The sequence below is a fragment of the Sphingobacterium sp. SRCM116780 genome (genome assembly GCF_021442025.1).
In the GTDB taxonomy this organism is placed as follows: domain Bacteria; phylum Bacteroidota; class Bacteroidia; order Sphingobacteriales; family Sphingobacteriaceae; genus Sphingobacterium.
The window spans coordinates 1,313,084-1,328,776 of sequence record NZ_CP090446.1 but is presented as its reverse complement, the minus strand read 5'-3'; the positions used below and the strand labels follow the sequence as shown (position 1 = coordinate 1,328,776).

At 35.8% G+C, this 15,693-nt stretch carries 17 protein-coding genes and 1 pseudogene; 13 read left to right on the top strand and 5 right to left on the bottom strand.

Features of this window, described 5'->3' with window-relative positions; all coding sequences use genetic code 11:
* Positions 1 to 173: 173 nt before the first annotated feature.
* On the bottom strand, positions 174 to 1,253 hold the full coding sequence (locus LZQ00_RS05925) for an NAD(P)H-dependent flavin oxidoreductase (RefSeq protein WP_234513069.1): 1,080 nt from the start codon (positions 1,251 to 1,253) through the stop codon (positions 174 to 176).
* A 298-nt stretch (positions 1,254 to 1,551) separates the two neighbouring features.
* Between LZQ00_RS05925 and LZQ00_RS05920 the strand changes: the two genes are divergently transcribed.
* Complete coding sequence (locus LZQ00_RS05920) at positions 1,552 to 2,139, top strand: zeta toxin family protein (protein ID WP_234513067.1); 588 nt, start codon at positions 1,552 to 1,554, stop codon at positions 2,137 to 2,139.
* A complete protein-coding gene (locus LZQ00_RS05915) occupies positions 2,123 to 2,269 on the top strand; it encodes a hypothetical protein (protein ID WP_234513066.1) in 147 nt (48 codons plus the stop codon). Before LZQ00_RS05920 ends, LZQ00_RS05915 begins: the two co-directional genes overlap by 17 nt.
* Positions 2,270 to 2,454: 185 nt before the next feature.
* Here LZQ00_RS05915 and LZQ00_RS05910 read toward each other — a convergent pair whose 3' ends face one another.
* Complete coding sequence (locus LZQ00_RS05910) at positions 2,455 to 3,660, bottom strand: hypothetical protein (protein WP_234513064.1); 1,206 nt, start codon at positions 3,658 to 3,660, stop codon at positions 2,455 to 2,457.
* Between the two features lie 280 nt (positions 3,661 to 3,940).
* Between LZQ00_RS05910 and LZQ00_RS05905 the strand changes: the two genes are divergently transcribed.
* The 3 genes from LZQ00_RS05905 to LZQ00_RS05895 all read left to right on the top strand — a co-directional run bounded on the left by LZQ00_RS05905 (position 3,941) and on the right by LZQ00_RS05895 (position 6,599).
* Positions 3,941 to 4,708: an SDR family NAD(P)-dependent oxidoreductase gene (locus LZQ00_RS05905; RefSeq protein ID WP_234513062.1), complete on the top strand. Its 768-nt coding sequence runs from the start codon at positions 3,941 to 3,943 to the stop codon at positions 4,706 to 4,708.
* A 313-nt stretch (positions 4,709 to 5,021) separates the two neighbouring features.
* Complete coding sequence (locus tag LZQ00_RS05900) at positions 5,022 to 5,216, top strand: cold-shock protein (RefSeq protein ID WP_234513061.1); 195 nt, start codon at positions 5,022 to 5,024, stop codon at positions 5,214 to 5,216.
* Positions 5,217 to 5,534: 318 nt separating this feature from the next.
* Positions 5,535 to 6,599, top strand: coding sequence for a fatty acid desaturase (locus tag LZQ00_RS05895; protein ID WP_234513059.1), 1,065 nt, complete (start codon positions 5,535 to 5,537; stop codon positions 6,597 to 6,599).
* A 245-nt stretch (positions 6,600 to 6,844) separates the two neighbouring features.
* Here LZQ00_RS05895 and LZQ00_RS05890 read toward each other — a convergent pair whose 3' ends face one another.
* From LZQ00_RS05890 to LZQ00_RS05880, 3 genes are read right to left on the bottom strand one after another with little or no spacing between them, the layout of a single operon-like run.
* Positions 6,845 to 7,789, bottom strand: a complete 945-nt coding sequence (locus LZQ00_RS05890) for a DKNYY domain-containing protein (RefSeq protein WP_234513057.1) — start codon at positions 7,787 to 7,789, stop codon at positions 6,845 to 6,847.
* A complete protein-coding gene (locus tag LZQ00_RS05885; protein ID WP_234513055.1) occupies positions 7,786 to 8,289 on the bottom strand; it encodes a hypothetical protein in 504 nt (167 codons plus the stop codon). The genes LZQ00_RS05890 and LZQ00_RS05885 overlap by 4 nt, the downstream gene beginning before the upstream one ends.
* The gene (locus tag LZQ00_RS05880) at positions 8,286 to 8,909 is read right to left on the bottom strand and encodes a zinc ribbon domain-containing protein (protein WP_234513047.1); all 624 of its coding nucleotides are present in this window, start codon (positions 8,907 to 8,909) and stop codon (positions 8,286 to 8,288) included. The genes LZQ00_RS05885 and LZQ00_RS05880 overlap by 4 nt, the downstream gene beginning before the upstream one ends.
* A 628-nt stretch (positions 8,910 to 9,537) precedes the next feature.
* Here LZQ00_RS05880 and LZQ00_RS05875 point away from each other — a divergent pair.
* The 8 genes and pseudogenes from LZQ00_RS05875 (at position 9,538) to LZQ00_RS05835 (ending at position 15,670) form a co-directional block, all read left to right on the top strand.
* The gene (locus tag LZQ00_RS05875; RefSeq protein WP_234513045.1) at positions 9,538 to 10,158 is read left to right on the top strand and encodes a hypothetical protein; all 621 of its coding nucleotides are present in this window, start codon (positions 9,538 to 9,540) and stop codon (positions 10,156 to 10,158) included.
* Between the two features lie 81 nt (positions 10,159 to 10,239).
* A complete protein-coding gene (locus LZQ00_RS05870; protein WP_234513043.1) occupies positions 10,240 to 10,761 on the top strand; it encodes a DinB family protein in 522 nt (173 codons plus the stop codon).
* A pseudogene (locus LZQ00_RS18500) lies at positions 10,758 to 11,588 on the top strand (SMI1/KNR4 family protein). The gene LZQ00_RS05870 and the pseudogene LZQ00_RS18500 overlap by 4 nt, the downstream one beginning before the upstream one ends.
* Before the next feature lie 187 nt (positions 11,589 to 11,775).
* Entirely contained in the window at positions 11,776 to 12,219 is a 444-nt protein-coding gene (locus LZQ00_RS05855; protein ID WP_234513031.1) for a hypothetical protein, read from the top strand.
* A gap of 82 nt (positions 12,220 to 12,301) precedes the next feature.
* Entirely contained in the window at positions 12,302 to 13,135 is an 834-nt protein-coding gene (locus LZQ00_RS05850) for a hypothetical protein (protein ID WP_234513030.1), read from the top strand.
* A gap of 159 nt (positions 13,136 to 13,294) precedes the next feature.
* Positions 13,295 to 14,413, top strand: coding sequence for a hypothetical protein (locus tag LZQ00_RS05845; RefSeq protein ID WP_234513028.1), 1,119 nt, complete (start codon positions 13,295 to 13,297; stop codon positions 14,411 to 14,413).
* Positions 14,414 to 14,719: 306 nt separating this feature from the next.
* Positions 14,720 to 15,142, top strand: a complete 423-nt coding sequence (locus tag LZQ00_RS05840; RefSeq protein WP_234513019.1) for a MauE/DoxX family redox-associated membrane protein — start codon at positions 14,720 to 14,722, stop codon at positions 15,140 to 15,142.
* A 210-nt stretch (positions 15,143 to 15,352) separates the two neighbouring features.
* On the top strand, positions 15,353 to 15,670 hold the full coding sequence (locus LZQ00_RS05835) for a hypothetical protein (protein WP_234513017.1): 318 nt from the start codon (positions 15,353 to 15,355) through the stop codon (positions 15,668 to 15,670).
* Positions 15,671 to 15,693: the final 23 nt, after the last annotated feature.

Below are 15,693 nucleotides of genomic sequence, written 5' to 3'. Positions count from 1 at the left end.
GACTTTCTGATGAGTATTGCCCCTGATGGTTATTTTAGGTTAAAAGATATTATTTTCTAAAAAGATCTCCATATTTCTTTGTGTACATAACAGCATACTCTTAAACACAGACCTTCGCACTGCCGTAAGTTAGTTATACAAAAAAGTTTTTATCGTAGTAGGGAAGCAATGGATCAAAGATCATGACTTGTTTCCACTTCTTTAATCAATTGCTCAATAATATCCACTGTTGACGCCTCACTAAAAGCATGAAGGGACTGCCCCACCCAAAGATTAACGAAGTCCGTATTTTGATGTTGTTTTGCCACTTTTCGTAATTCAGCTGTCAGTTTATTTTGATACGGATAAGGCAATATATGTGTACTATTATCCAGATTTTCGGTGAAGATATTTCGGATTCCTCTGGCATACCTACCCGAGAAACTTTTGGTTAAGATAATATCATGTTCTTGGACATTTTGCAATCGCCTTTTTTCAAACGCTTGTAGCTCGCTTTCCGTTGAGCACAACAGTAAGCTCCCCACTTGGAATCCCTGTGCACCCAGTGCTTTTGCAGCCAGTAAAGTTTTTGCATTATAAATACCACCTGCATAGATCAACGGTACACTGACGCTATCATAAATATGCGCAAGCAAAGAAATACCCCCTATTCGCGGAATATCATCCTGTACAAAGCTTCCTCGATGTCCACCTGCTTCAAATCCCTGAACACAGATGCTGTCCATCCCCAATATTTCCAATTGTTTAGCTTCTGCAACAGAAGTGGCAGTTCCGATTAATAATGTACCATTTTCTTTCAGTTTTTGGACGCTTTGTACATCTGGCATCCCAAAAGTAAAACTTACGATCGGACAGTGTTCTGAGATCAAAACATCCACTTGGTCATGGTAGTCTGTAAGCTTAATTTCTTCTAGATCAGGTAACTCAACGTGCAACTGATGTTGTCTGGCCAATACTTCAATAAAGCGCTTTGTTTTGCTGTAATGCAATTTTAGTTCTTCTGAGACAGTTGGTATGTCGTGAACGAAGATATTGGTTGCAAAAGGTTGATAGGTTAAACTTTTGGTTTTTCTGATCAATTCTCGGCAACTAGCAGCAGGAAGATCCCCTAGCGCCAAAGAGCCCAATATATGTGCCTCAGCTGATGCAGCAACCATTTCAGGTGTCGATACGCCAAGCATGGGTGCTTGTACGATTGGATAGTTCACACGTAGCACTCTGCTTAGCTCGTTAGCCCATTGTTTGTTTTTCATAGTGCATTAACTTATCTGATTCCTGTCTTTTATGATAATATTTTCCTCCTTATCGATCACAAGCAACATCTTCCTTCTTATTTTTTACTTGCATAATAATCCTGTAATTCCTTTAGATTAAGCATTCATATAAACGCTCGAAATAAACAAAAGTAATCATGTAGTTGCTCCCAATAGCATCCGAAAGGGTTTAAACAATTTATTCATATGATCAAGATACAAAAAATCAAACTGTCAATAGGAAAAATGAAAAGACGAAACCATGGTTTGTAAATAAATAATCTTAAATTTGAATTAAATGGATGAAAAAAATCTTTACATAGTTGCAGGATGTAATGGCGCAGGAAAGACTACCGCATCATTTACTATTTTACCAGAAATTTTAAATTGTAAAGAATTTGTAAATGCAGATGAAATTGCTCGTGGACTTTCTCCATTTCAACCAGACAATGTTGCTGTTGAAGCAGGTAGAATAATGCTAAATCGCATCAATGAGCTTTTCGAAAATAGAGAAAATTTCGCTCTTGAAACCACTTTGGCAACTAGAACGTATAAAAATAAAATTTTAAAATCTAAAGAAAGGGGATATTACACAACTTTACTTTTTTTCTGGTTAAAAAATCCTGAACTCGCGAAGGAAAGAGTGAGAATTAGAGTACGAGAAGGAGGTCATAATATCAAAGAAAACATAATTGATAGACGTTATCTAAAAGGTATTTGTAATCTATTTGATATTTATATGGATATTGTTGATCAAGTTTTAATTTTTGATAATTCAGAAGGAGAACCTATTCTATTTGCGGAAAAATATTACAAAGAAGATTTAATAATTTACGACTCTTCAAGATTTAACGAATTAAAAAAATATTATGACAAAAGAATCTAAAATAGAACAAAAGGTAAAGATTGTAAAAGGTCTCAAACTGGCCTATGAAAAAATGGTTGAGTTCAAACGAAAAAATAATAGTGTTATTGTCATCATGAAAGATAATAAAATTGTGAAGATAAAACCTTGATTCATATAGGCATGTGCTATACTGTTTGCACAACTAAAACTACACAAACTACTATTTTACAATCTATTTACTTCTTTTTAAAGTCCAAATATTTATTAGCTTCCCTGGTCAAGAAATCCATCCTCCAGTATGATCATGCCTTTTTACCAAGATAAAAAAGTAGGTCTAACCTATGTGAAGCAGCTTTAGGGATTTAGCGCAACCCCAACTTGTATCCCGTACTGCATTTGTTGTTGGAAATGTTCCATAAACAATTTCGTATGAATCTCTTGAAGATAGTCGTTTTGGATAGAAAAAGACTTCTTGATTCCTAGTTCATAATCTACACGATTCGCAAATATCGACGCTTTTCCCTCTAGGTTTAAAAACGTCCATCCACTAAAGATTCCAAGGAATCGAGGTGCTATAGATGTCTTATTTTGAGTTGTCAAATAATCTATACCTGCGCCAAAATTCATCTTCTTATAATGTAGTCCATAAAGAATCTGTAGGTTTTGAAACTGTTCGATTTCCTCTTGTAGAACAATCTTGCGTTTTCGATAACTCAGACTCATAAAATCAAAGCTTTGCTTCGTAAAAATAAGTTTTGAAGGGATTACTTCAACCAAAAAATCATATTCTCCATAGTCTTTGGTGAATCGGTGATGCATATTAAAAGTAAGATACCGCTTTCTATTACATAATGGAAAGCCTTTGGATATCGAATAACCAATCGGATTACTTGTCGTTGCAGAATAATCTATAGACCAAGGATTACTTATGAAACACATCATCCAACCTGATCCAAACGAGTAACATCCCTTTTGGAGCAATGACTTGCGAAAAGTACTGAAATTCGTATCGAAATGTAAGAAATTTTCCAATTTATGGATGAAATCCATGAGCTGTCGAGCTTCAGGGAGTTGACTTAATTGGGGCATCCAATACGAAGCAACTTTTAGCTTGCTAGCGTTGCGAAATTCCAGCTGGTAAGCAATGCCATCAAATCCTTGCGGCCAACCTTTTATATCTTCTTCAGAAGGAAGTGTATCCAATCTATCATGTTGCAAAAGAGAATCGATAAATACTAAATCACTTTCGGAAAGATTGATTTGATTAAACAGGAAATGCTCATCCTGATTTTTATACTGATGGCGGAGTATATAATTGGTTAGACTCCCTGTTTTTTCCCCATTTCTTTCTACGATTTGAAGCACCTGGTTTGAGTTCCAATACCGAAATATAGTAGTATTTTGATCATTATTTTGCTCCTCAAGTCCAAGCTGACGAATCAAAGAAGCTGTAAACCTGTTATAACTAGCAATATCACCCATCACCAATTTTTCCTGTGCAACGCTTTCATACCGTATAAACATGCATAGAACAATACACACTAAAATTTTTAATGACATAGGTGATTTTCAAAAGGTAAATTAATAATCGAAAGACAAGGTAAGTACTTTTTAATACACTTCAAAATGAGGCAATTAACACTAGAAAAACATCAATTAACGAACAAGATGCTTACAGGAATCTTGACCCTGCATAAACCGTTCTAATGATGATGAAATTTTTATATTTCACATTTCCCTCCTTATCGTCCCTTCATCAAAAGTTTGTTTTTTGTAAAAAAATATTTGCTGGCGAGAGGAAGCCGATTATTGCTTGTATTTTGTATCATCAAAAAAAAAAATGCATACAGAACATAAAAAATTAGCCTTGATAACTGGCGGCAGTCGCGGTTTAGGTAAAAACATGGCAATCAGCCTAGCGAAACAGGGCGTTGACGTTATCTTTACTTACCATAGTAACCAAACGGAGGCTGAAGCAACCCAAAAAGAAATTGAAGCCTTAGGACAAAAAGCCTATGCTTACCAATTGGATACCAGCAACACAAAATCATTTGACGAATTTTTCACTCGCTTGACAACGGATTTACAAGCAAAAACAGGACAAGCTAAATTTGATTATTTGATCAACAATGCAGGAACTGCTTTGTATGCACCCTTTGAACAAACCACCGAAGAACAATTTGATCAAGCGGTCAACATCCATTATAAAGGTGTCTTTTTCTTGACTCAAAAAGCATTAGCTCATCTGAATGACAACGGTAGGATCATCAATATTTCAAGTGGGTTGGCACGGTTTTCCTTCCCTGGATCAGCAGCCTATGCTTCTGTTAAAGGTGCCATCGAAGTGCTGACACGCTATTTAGCTAAGGAATTGGGATCTCGTGGCATTACCGCCAATATCGTTGCTCCTGGAGCCATAGCAACAGACTTTGGAGGAGGTCATGTACGTGATGACGAACAAGTCAATAAAAATATCGCGAGTGCAACTGCCCTTGGGCGAGTAGGACAACCCGATGATATTGGTGGTGTAGTCGCCTTCCTATGTTCCGATGATGCCCGTTGGGTAAACGGTCAACGCATTGAAGTATCTGGTGGTATGATGCTCTAGTAAAAATAAATATATTATTTTGATTTTCAATATATTATACGTATATTTGATTTTAGAATCAGGCTTTGTCCGCGTTCATTCGATCTAGTTAGGTTTATCCTTCTTAATCAATCATCGCTCATTTCAGATGCCAATTTTTGTTATTCATAAAAAGTATGCAATACTCTTTGAGCTTAAATTCTTTTAAACTTTAAAAATACAAACATCCTTTTCTTGCTAGCAGATCGATTAACTTGTGTGCCTCAATCACCATATTTATGGCAAGGAGAACATCGGTTTAGAATTAAATAATTTTAAATAAAACAATAATATAATGCAAGAAGGAACAGTAAAATTCTTTAACGTTACCAAAGGTTTCGGTTTTATCACACCAGCAGATGGTGGTCAAGATGTATTCGTACATTCATCAGGTCTAGTTAATGACATCCGTGAAAATGATAGCGTGACATTTGACTTAGAAAACGGTCAAAAAGGTGTTAACGCGACTAATGTACGTGTAGCAAGATAATTAACATTGGAGAATTTATTACGTTCTCCATTTGATATCATGTAGTAAATAGCAATGCTGCTTATTTACTACATTTTTTTATTAAAGGACATGCTCATTGTATGTGCATGCAGCAAATCACCATAGTCATCATCTTTTCAATATGATTCTATAGCAAAGATAGCACCCATAGCAATTATATTGCTGACAACTATTCCTTTCTTGTAAATTACCTGTAACGTAGTGCTAAATAAGTTTACATTTTGCACCTATTTATCTAATTTACATGCAATTGCAGTTAAATCACAAATGATAACACGCTAACTCATACTTATTATCATGTCATTTTTAGACCATGTCCTCCAACCACCTTCCTATGGCTGGCAAGATACTGCGGGCAAACTTATCAAACCCACCAAAAAAGAGATAATCCGTGAATTTATTAACAGACTCAATGTCTTTAAAGATCGACGCAATTGGCTTCCCTTCGTCAGCTGGTTGAAGGTCATTTGTCTCATCCCCTTTTTCTTTATTTTCTTAATCTATTTCCTGAGTTGGTGGACACTTTTGGCAACCTTTGTATATAGTATGATTATTATGGGAACGCATGGTACCATATGGCATCACCGTTACTGTACACATCGTGCGTACAAATTTAAAAATGCCTTTTGGAGATTCTTTACACAACATCTAACTATCAGTGTCATTCCAGAAGAAATATATGTCATATCGCACCATGTGCATCATGCCAAATCCGATCAACCAGGAGACCCTTATAATGCGCAGGCAGGATTTTTATATTGTTTTCTCGCGGATGTCAACCACCAGCCCATAGCAAAAAATCTAAATGAATCCGATTATAATAGGGTAAAATCGCTCATGCTACATACGGGAGTACCAGCGAACTCATACATGCAATACAGAACATGGGGTTCTTATGTGAACCCTACCTATACTTTTGTATCCTGGTTGTTAAATTGGTCTTTTTGGTATTTAGCATTCTACCTGATGGGTGGCCATGCGCTTGCCTGTAGTCTCTTTGGTGCAGCAGGATTTTGGGCGATAGGTGTACGCACATTTAACTATGAGGGTCATGCGAAAGGAAAAGATAAGCAGCGCGAAGGAACAGATTACAGTATAGAAGATAAGTCCATTAATCAAGTGTGGCCAGGAATCGTAGCAGGAGAATGGCATAACAATCACCATCTATTTCCAAAAAGTGCCCGAAGTGGCTTCAAACCACACCAGATAGACCTTGCATGGTATTACATTAAGTTGATGAATACACTAGGGGCTGTTAAAAGCTATAGAGATGATAAGAACATGTTCTACGAGCGCTATCATAATCCTTATCTCCAATCAAAAGAGCAGAAACAAGAAGTGGAGGATGTAATAACTCCCTAAAAAACAGCACATTTTATTAACAAATAATGGATGTACAAAAAGAAATAGATTTATTGCGAAACAAACTTCCGCACATACAACCATTTTAAGATGTATTTGCGAAGTTTATTTCAATTGTTCAAATGTAAAAATATTGGGTATTGCAGAACGAACCATTTACAATTCGCTAGGGTTCGTTTACCATTCGTAAAAGGATAAAAACACTTACCATTCCCACTTTTCCGAACGCTTAAATATGCTATCATTTACTTACCAGCAGCTTGTTCTGCCGCTTTGAGGGCCTGTTCTGCGGCATTATTTTGCTCGTTTTTTGAAGGATTGGTAGCGTTGGTTTTTCTGCCTTCTGGTACATTGTATTCTACTTTTTCACCTTCTTTTGATATTACCCATTCCTGATTTTTATCCCGATATTCTTTTTCGTTAATCATCACAAAAGTAGCGGCATCTGCTCCTTCCAGCACTGCATAATCGGCTCTTTCTGTAGCATTTTTTTCTTCGGTTTTTAAACCTTGTGTAATGTAATAAACCCTTTTTTTATCCTTTACTACCCTGTAACTTAACACTTCAAAAGTAGTGGCATCGATTTCCGGGCAAACTTTTATTTCACCAAAATCTTCAAAGTAAATTCTTGCTTTATCTTGTAGCCAATAACTACTTACTGATTCCAGCGTAGTCATATCCATACCGTCCATGGTTACTTTTTTCAATGGCGATTCTGCAAAAACATCTAGGGCATACAGGTTTGATTTATCGGCAAACAAAGTAGTTTGATAACCCAAAGAATGGAAGCTGGCTTTATCGTAACTGCCTTCCAGTGGCACTATTTTATGTTTTGAATAAAATGAAGTTTTTTCAAAATACAAACCGTTTTTATCTGCATAAAATCCACGACTGAGGTCTTTAAATGTTTTGCGATCCATAAAATTTACAGGTTCGCCTTTGTAATAAACACGTGTACAATCTACGGCTATTGTATAATCTATCGTTTTAAATTCTTTGGCATTCATGTGTGTTAGCTCTTTGTTGCCAAAATAAACCTTGCCATCCTTTATATCGTAAAATGCTTTGGGATTGATAAAGAAAGGTAATATCATACCGCCCATCAGCAGCACAAACGCCAATATTGCTATCAATATCCATTTTCTTATTTTCGCTTTTTGCGAAGCATTAATTTGTTCTACTGCGTTCATTTCATATATTTTTTGTTGATGTAATCTATTTTTTTACCACCCAATTTTGCGTATTCTTCGTTGCAAGGTAATAACGGTATATGCGTTTCAAAAAAGGAAATCACATCTGCCAAGGGTATTTTGGTAAAGACATTGTTGAAAGCAAAAATTTTTTTCCCATTGGCATCAAACAACTTTATAAAATACTGGTCGTTGTTCTCAAATACTTTAAGCATCACCAATTGGGCAATGGGCATACTCCTATAATGTGCTTTGTTTTTGGTAATGTATAGCTGTCCTTTATCGATTTTAAATTCATAATCTACCCCATATTTTTTACTAAAAAATACAATTACACTTAAGCAAATGATTAGCAATACAATACCAAATGTTTTTGTAAGGATGCCACTGCTTGTAATCCAATCCAGGTCTATATATCGGATTATTACAAAAGTCAATATGCCCAGTAATGGCAGGACGGTTAGTAATAATTTTTTTCGGTCTGCTATTCTAAATATCATTCGCCATAGGTTTGCGGTTCAGAAACGTCGGTTATTTTTCTATCTTCCAACCATTGTTTCAGTTCTGATTTTAAAAAATAAGTTTCTTCTTTGTAATAATTATCGCTATCATCCACATAGTAAGCATTGCGATTTGTGCTGCGTTTATTTTCATGCACAAATACGGTATCGCCCACGATCCGGCTTACCAACATACTGGTATTGACATCTTTTGCTTTGCTGTAATAAATGGCACAGTTGGGTTTCAAATTTTCAAAATTTGTTGCTATTATATTTTTGTTTTCGCTACTGCCCATAAATATAAGCGTGCCTACAGAAGTTGCAAAAATCAACAACAAAGCCAGTCCTGTAAAATGATACCAACGCATTTTAGCTTGCCTTGCAAAATCTAGTGCTTCCTGTGTGTAGGGTGCAAATGCAGTGGGATTATAATGACTTCCGCATTTGGCACATCCTATGCTGGCTGTTTTTTTGTCAGAAAAAAAAGGTATAAAGATGATATGATTCACCGTGCAAAAAACTTCCAATTGCATATCGTGCATCGAGCCACAATGTGGACAGGTCAAGGCTTGTTGCAGCCTTTTCGTTCGTATTAATTTAGTATAATAGCCGTGTACCATTCAGGTCTAATTTATATTGGTTAGTAGCATTAAAAAGGTGTTAAATGGTTCGGATTTTTCTCCTTTCAAATATAAAAACATTCGTCCCCAAAATGTGAAACCGTTTACAATTCGATAAGTTTCGTTTACGATTCGTAAGGAATCCCAACGAGATGGTAAGACTATAGGCTAAAACAATCTATACGTTTTAAAACCTGATGCCTGTATGCTTCATTTTTTCAAACACGAATTGTAAATGATTTTATATGCAATGCACATCTATTTAAAAAACAGGGCAGTCATGAATGGAAAAAAGATGAGGAGTATTATAAGCAATAACAAGCTTTTTTATCCATGTGCTCCATCGTTAAATTAAGTACAGAGGATTGCGCATGTACATAAATACTCGAAAACAACAAAAGTAAGCATGCAGTCGTACGTAATAGTATCTGAGAGGGTTTTAGCAATTTCTTTATAGGATCAGGATACGAAAAATCAAATATACTTCTGGGTATCCAGATTTACTTCATAAACAATAGAATGATGTTATATCCGTTCGTTTAAAAAAATAGTATTTACCGTAAAACCATAACTAGAACGAAAGGGATTATTTTGTAAATTTAAAAAGATACAAATACAATTGCAGAAGATGACAGCGCTAAAAGAAACATTCATCGGACTTTTGACCAACTATACAGACAATGACAAGCTGAAGCATGAACTGTGGACTGAAATTGAAAAAAACTATGCAGACAAGAAAAGACATTATCACACCTTACAACATCTGGACAATTTATTAACACAATTGACGGAAGTAAAAGGAGAAATACAAAACTGGGATATTATTTTATTTACCCTTTATTACCACGACATCATATACAATGCGCTAAAATCGGACAATGAAGAAAAAAGTGCTGAACTTGCTGAAAAACGAATGAAGGAAATTTCTGTTTCTTCTAACATTATTGAACATTGCAAAAAGCAAATTTTAGCCACCAAATCACACCTGAAATCAACGGACAGTGACACCAATTATTTTACAGATGCCGATCTTGCCGTGTTGGGTCAGCCTTGGGAAGCGTATACCCTGTACTATAAGAACGTAAGAAAAGAATATGCCATTTATCCTGACCTTGTTTATCATACAGGGCGCAAAAAAGTATTGCATCATTTTTTGGAAATGGATAGTATATTCAAAACAGATTTTTTTTATAATAGGTTTGAAAAGCAGGCAAAGCAGAATGTACAAAAAGAAATAGATGTGCTCTGAATAATTACAGTTAATAGCTGCTTATCATAAAGTTGGCAGTAACCGTAAGAACAACATCGCATTAATAAAGTAAAAAACATTATGACAAAAGAAGAACTAATAGAAACATTTTATAACAATCATCAAGAAATGATTGCCTATGTAAATTCATTGACGGACGAGCATTTTATCGCTAGCAATCATGGAAAGTGGACAGCCGGACAGCAATTTCATCATGTGTACTTAGTCATATCGGCATTTCCTAAAATCCTTTCATCTAAGGAATTTATTTTACAGAAATTTGGAAAAATAGACCGCCCAACTTGGAGCTATGACACGGTCATTGAAAATTATTTTAAAACAAGTCGTCAATCTGCACAACAGTTTTTACCTGAACAGATTAGCGCTGAACAAAAGGTAATAATTACAAACGATATACAGAAAGTTTTACAGACTATTCAACAATTGTTAGGTCAATACACAGACGAAGAACTTGACACACTTGTTATACCCAGTCCTTTGCTTGGTCCTATGACCATAAGAGAGATGTTTTACCTGATGAGTTATCACGCAACGCATCATCTTAGACAGACACAGGAAAATTTAGAACAACGAACAAAATGACACAAGAAGAGCACAAAAAAAATATTTGGAGAGTACCCAGTTATTTACCTTACGTACAACCTCAATTGACAGATGAAATTTTAGCAAATGCGGAAAAGCAGATTGGCTACAAACTTCCAAAAGAATTGGTCGATATACTAAAAATTCAGAACGGTGGATATGTTCGTTATAAACTTTCCGAAACCCCTCATGAACAAATAATGGGAATTGGCCCTTACTTCCCCTCTTTAACAGATTTTGATTGAGAAGAACTAAAAGAATATGTCAGTTTTGAACTTGACGGACTCGTGCCAATAGATGGAGACGGACATTGGTATATCTGTTTGGATTATAGAAAAGATAAACAACAACCAAAAGTGTCTTGGATTGATGTAGAATGTGATAACCAAGAAGATATTGCAGATTCATTTGCAGCATTTTTAGCACTTCTAGAACTGGATGTAGAAAATGAACTAGTCATTGAAACAGAAAGCTCAATTGAAGATGTATCAAAACAAATTGAAGCTGTACTACAAATTAAGTTTGATGAACCAGACTATTTTAACAGTGGCTATGCAAACTATAGAAGTAAATACAAAGATAGTTGGATATGGCTCACTCCAAACAAAGTTCCTCAAGGATTTGTAAGAGAAAATGACAAAAGGTACAACATACTAAAAGAGCAAATGGATATATTTTCTGTCAGATATATTGAAATCCCACAGACTCATTTATTTCTAGAACTTTCGGAAGAAGAACTCAATAATGAAGTCATTCAAAAACTCTCCGATAACAATATATTGATAAAACCAATATCAGCATATATACAAAAGAACTCTACAGGCTAAGACAATCTATACGTTTTAAAATCTGATGCCTGTATCGTTTCTTTTTTCAAACACGAATCGTAAACCAACCCTGCGAATTGTAAATGGTTTTATATGCAATGTGAAAGGATTTTTATTTTAGAAATAGAATACGGTATTATAAAATGGAATACAATAGCATCAAACAAAAATTCACTGGGTAAAGAGTATGAAAATAAAAGCAGCATTTCTATTTCTTATCCTAACGTCTTTCAGCATTGTCTTTGGGCAGACCAAGATATTCAAAGTCAGCAATCAAACATTCATCATTAAAAATAAAAAAGTAAACAATGAATGGGAAAGCAAAGATGATGCAAGGGAACTTTACATCAAAGCAAATGGAAAAGAAAAATTGGTCCTCACCTACTATGCTTACAAAGATGAAGGAGGCGACTGCAATAATCTCTTTTGGGATGAAGAAAGATTGAAAGTCCAAGGTAATAAAATTATAATCACAACACAGCATTTTCAAAAAAGAATGGATCCAATTACAGAATGGGAGAAAAAGACGTTCACTGTAAGCAAAAATGGTGAAGTGGAACTGACAGCACATTTATTTAAAAAACTGGGTAGTCATGAATGGAAAGAAGATGAGGAATGGTATAAGCAATAACAAGCCATTTGTCCACGTTACATTTCCCAACTGGATATAAAGCTCAAAACACCGACAGACATTGTATAAAACAGACAACAAAATGAACATCGCGACCTATTATCTTTTAGTTTTTCTCCTATTGACAAGTACGATCTGTTGCTCTCAAGGGAAAATTGTGGAGAACCCTAAAAACAATTACCATTCAAATACGATAAGAGATTCCGTATTTGATCATGTCATTGAAATAAGCGATGATCATGTCGATCGTTATGGGGAAAATTTTCTTTTTAACAGATCTATTCCTAAGACTGATGAAATTCCTGTCATATTTATTCAAACCCAAGTACCACTCCAGCTATTACCGACTATTTATCCAGAATTTCCTAAAATAATAGTCATCGTACCTAATTGGGCGTATTATAGTGAAATTTCTAACCAAAAACTGTCAAAAGGTATTGCATGTGCTGAACCTATGGCAAGTGCTATCATTTATGAATTCAATAGAGAGCAGGGAACACTATTAAAAGATAGCATAGTGATCATGGGAGGTTTTCCAAAAATGAACTATGCACAACCCTACAAAATGAAGGACAATCAAAAAGAGATTTATTATGCTGAAAGTTATGGCTCCGTTTGCTGTCCAAGAGATCAACAATTGGATAACAAACCTACTCGTGAAGAATTTATAACCGATTTTGAAAAAGAAAATAATGTCAAAATTATAGATAGCTATAAAGAGCTAAGAGGAAAGGAAGGAGAAGTAGCCTATTTCTATACATTAAAAGGATTATCAAATAAATTGAAATTAAAATTTATATTGGACAGAAATTTTTACCGAATCATAAATAGGAAGAATAAAGACATCATAACTAGACCACGAATTTATACACCGACTATTATTGACCGCAATGAGCGTATGGAAAAAATCTCTTGACTTCTCTCCATCATTAAAGTCAAGAGATGTAAAAGAATAGTCAATCGTTATGGCAACACCTTGTCATTAATCCTGCCCAAGCCTATTTAAACCTTCAATAAGTTGCATTTCTTTGAAATATCGGTTTTATTTGCAAGAACCATTTATTTCAACAACTTTATGATTCGAGCATTAACCACTTTAACGGATGCCATCACACAGTATAGTCATTGCAAACAATTCCGACAGGATAGCGAAGACTGTGAATTTCCTATTTTGCTTGCTATCGACAAGATCGAACGCAAATCAGACCAATTATATTTCAGTCATGATCGGCTGGAAATGGCCGAACAATCCTTTCGTACATTCTATAGCAAACTACGCTTACTTTTCAATCAGCTCTATCACCTCAAAGAGCAGCAGGCAGATGCTACGATCTTGAAGATTCATCAGCTATTCCGTGTACAGGAAGAAATCTATCGGCATAATATGGATGCCAATGAATCCTTGACCTTATATGAGTATGATCTGCTGAAAGACTATTGTGCCAATCAATTCCCCAGTTTACTGGAAACCTTACGCCACAAGCAGATCGATGACGATTTTCTGCATGAGATCCCCTATGCTGTGGAAAGCTTACTGGATACTTCAACCCATCCAAATATCAAGTATTATCAGCGTCAATTTATCCTGAAACTTTTTTCCAGTTTAGAAAAACTAGCGAAAGATACCCGAGACAAAGATTGGAACCAGCGTTTTGTGGAATTGATGATCAATCATAATTTCAATTACATGGGCTTTTTCAATCGCTGTTGTGAATACCTGGATAAGCAACTGGGCGAAAAGAAAACAACCATCGAACAGGAAATGTTGCTGCATGCCATTGATTTCCGGTTGAAGCAGACACCCTCCGATCCCCACCTAGCTTTTGATAATACCCGAGATCGACTTGCCGATTATCTGCTGGCGTATACAGCAAAAAAACGAATCGAACTCCAGCAGGAAAAAGAATTGGGAAGTAGTTTTGACCTGGTCTTAGCCAGTATCCGCACCACTTGCAATGCCGATGAGCTGAAGATTTTCTTTCACTATTTCTTTCGAAGTGGTTTATTTGTTGAGAAAACAAAGCGTGAGGCATCCGAGAACTTTTCAAAACATATCCTCAGTAAGACAGGCATCCATATTCGCCCCAGTCAACTGGAAAAATTTGATAAAAAAGGATTAGAAAACAGTGCTTATCGCATCCGTCGGATCTTACAGATGATTTTAGAATCGCTCAATAACGATTTCAAATACTAGCACATAACTGCCACCATGAAAATAATCCTTGTTCTCTACCTCAAAACAAGGATTATTTAAAAAACAGGGAGATTCCTCCTTTTTCTACCTTCCTGAACAAGAAGAATAACCACCAAGAGTAAGATGCAAGCCATAGAAAAACTATATTTTCTCAAGCATTTACTCCCCTTTCAATTTAAGCTAAATCTCTCCTTTTCATTTTTAAAAACTTATTTAAACCACTTTCAAAGTGGTTGTTTACCCAATATTTCTCCCCTCCAAACGGTTGGATTGTCTGCTAACTTTAGATTATAACCTATTGCAGAGATGAACACAAAAAAGATACTACAGATGATGATCGTGATCGCATTGATGCTGTTATGGATCCCAATCAGTTTGGACAAGTTCAACAACTTCGAACTGTTCAAAAGTGCCCTATTGCAGCAACCATTTCCAGATGAGCTAGGAAAAGTATTGGCCTATTTACTTCCCACATTGGAGTTGGGAACAGGTCTGCTGCTGCTCTATCCTAAAACACGGATTTGGGGATTGGGCTTGTCAGCAGTACTCATGGTCGCCTTTACGACTTATGTTGGTTTGGCTTTATTGCAGGTCTGGAAAAACCTTCCATGTGGCTGTGGACTGGTATTCCAACATATCGGTTGGACTGCACACTTTTGGTTGAACCTATTCTTTTTAACCATCAGCAGTGTAAGCTACTTACTGGAAAAACAGATACGAAATACATGAAAATTAATCGCAAACCAGCGCCATAAGCTGTAACGAAAAATAGCTGATCAGAACACAACAGAACCTAGATGCGAGGTCCATCTGGAGAAAGGGCACGTCTGCCAAAAGACATGTTATAATCCCTGTCTATTACCGATGGCTCCATATAGCAAATCGGCAACAGATAGGATGGGAAAACAATTAGAATATTTACTATTAAAATTTAACGTTATGGAAAAGTTCCAAAAGTTTCAAAAACACGGCTTAGCCGTATTTGCTGTAGCTATTGCAGTAGTGACATTGATGTCAATGAGAGATAAAGATCATTTGGTATCAAATTGGTATCCCGTTAGTGGTAGCAACATTACATCATCCACGCCATTACCTTCTCCACCCAGTAATGATCCTAATGCTCCATGTAGTACATCAAAATCTGAAGATATGTGCGCGATTGAAATTGAATTAGACTCGTCTCAACCGTTCCCATCAACAGTATCAGATGCTCAGACCAATCACACAGTATTGGATGAAGCTTATCGAGAAGAATAGCTTAAATAAGAGAGAGGGAATTA

What these genes read in the sequence shown, in the direction of transcription:
- LZQ00_RS05925 (WP_234513069.1), bottom strand. Translation starts at nt 1,253, where the DNA reads ATGAAAAACAAACAATGGGCTAACGAGCTAAGCAGAGTGCTACGTGTG.
- LZQ00_RS05920 (WP_234513067.1), top strand. Translation starts at nt 1,552, where the DNA reads ATGGATGAAAAAAATCTTTACATAGTTGCAGGATGTAATGGCGCAGGA.
- LZQ00_RS05915 (WP_234513066.1), top strand. Translation starts at nt 2,123, where the DNA reads ATGACAAAAGAATCTAAAATAGAACAAAAGGTAAAGATTGTAAAAGGT.
- LZQ00_RS05910 (WP_234513064.1), bottom strand. Translation starts at nt 3,660, where the DNA reads ATGTCATTAAAAATTTTAGTGTGTATTGTTCTATGCATGTTTATACGG.
- LZQ00_RS05905 (WP_234513062.1), top strand. Translation starts at nt 3,941, where the DNA reads ATGCATACAGAACATAAAAAATTAGCCTTGATAACTGGCGGCAGTCGC.
- LZQ00_RS05900 (WP_234513061.1), top strand. Translation starts at nt 5,022, where the DNA reads ATGCAAGAAGGAACAGTAAAATTCTTTAACGTTACCAAAGGTTTCGGT.
- LZQ00_RS05895 (WP_234513059.1), top strand. Translation starts at nt 5,535, where the DNA reads ATGTCATTTTTAGACCATGTCCTCCAACCACCTTCCTATGGCTGGCAA.
- LZQ00_RS05890 (WP_234513057.1), bottom strand. Translation starts at nt 7,789, where the DNA reads ATGAACGCAGTAGAACAAATTAATGCTTCGCAAAAAGCGAAAATAAGA.
- LZQ00_RS05885 (WP_234513055.1), bottom strand. Translation starts at nt 8,289, where the DNA reads ATGATATTTAGAATAGCAGACCGAAAAAAATTATTACTAACCGTCCTG.
- LZQ00_RS05880 (WP_234513047.1), bottom strand. Translation starts at nt 8,909, where the DNA reads ATGGTACACGGCTATTATACTAAATTAATACGAACGAAAAGGCTGCAA.
- LZQ00_RS05875 (WP_234513045.1), top strand. Translation starts at nt 9,538, where the DNA reads ATGACAGCGCTAAAAGAAACATTCATCGGACTTTTGACCAACTATACA.
- LZQ00_RS05870 (WP_234513043.1), top strand. Translation starts at nt 10,240, where the DNA reads ATGACAAAAGAAGAACTAATAGAAACATTTTATAACAATCATCAAGAA.
- LZQ00_RS05855 (WP_234513031.1), top strand. Translation starts at nt 11,776, where the DNA reads ATGAAAATAAAAGCAGCATTTCTATTTCTTATCCTAACGTCTTTCAGC.
- LZQ00_RS05850 (WP_234513030.1), top strand. Translation starts at nt 12,302, where the DNA reads ATGAACATCGCGACCTATTATCTTTTAGTTTTTCTCCTATTGACAAGT.
- LZQ00_RS05845 (WP_234513028.1), top strand. Translation starts at nt 13,295, where the DNA reads ATGATTCGAGCATTAACCACTTTAACGGATGCCATCACACAGTATAGT.
- LZQ00_RS05840 (WP_234513019.1), top strand. Translation starts at nt 14,720, where the DNA reads ATGAACACAAAAAAGATACTACAGATGATGATCGTGATCGCATTGATG.
- LZQ00_RS05835 (WP_234513017.1), top strand. Translation starts at nt 15,353, where the DNA reads ATGGAAAAGTTCCAAAAGTTTCAAAAACACGGCTTAGCCGTATTTGCT.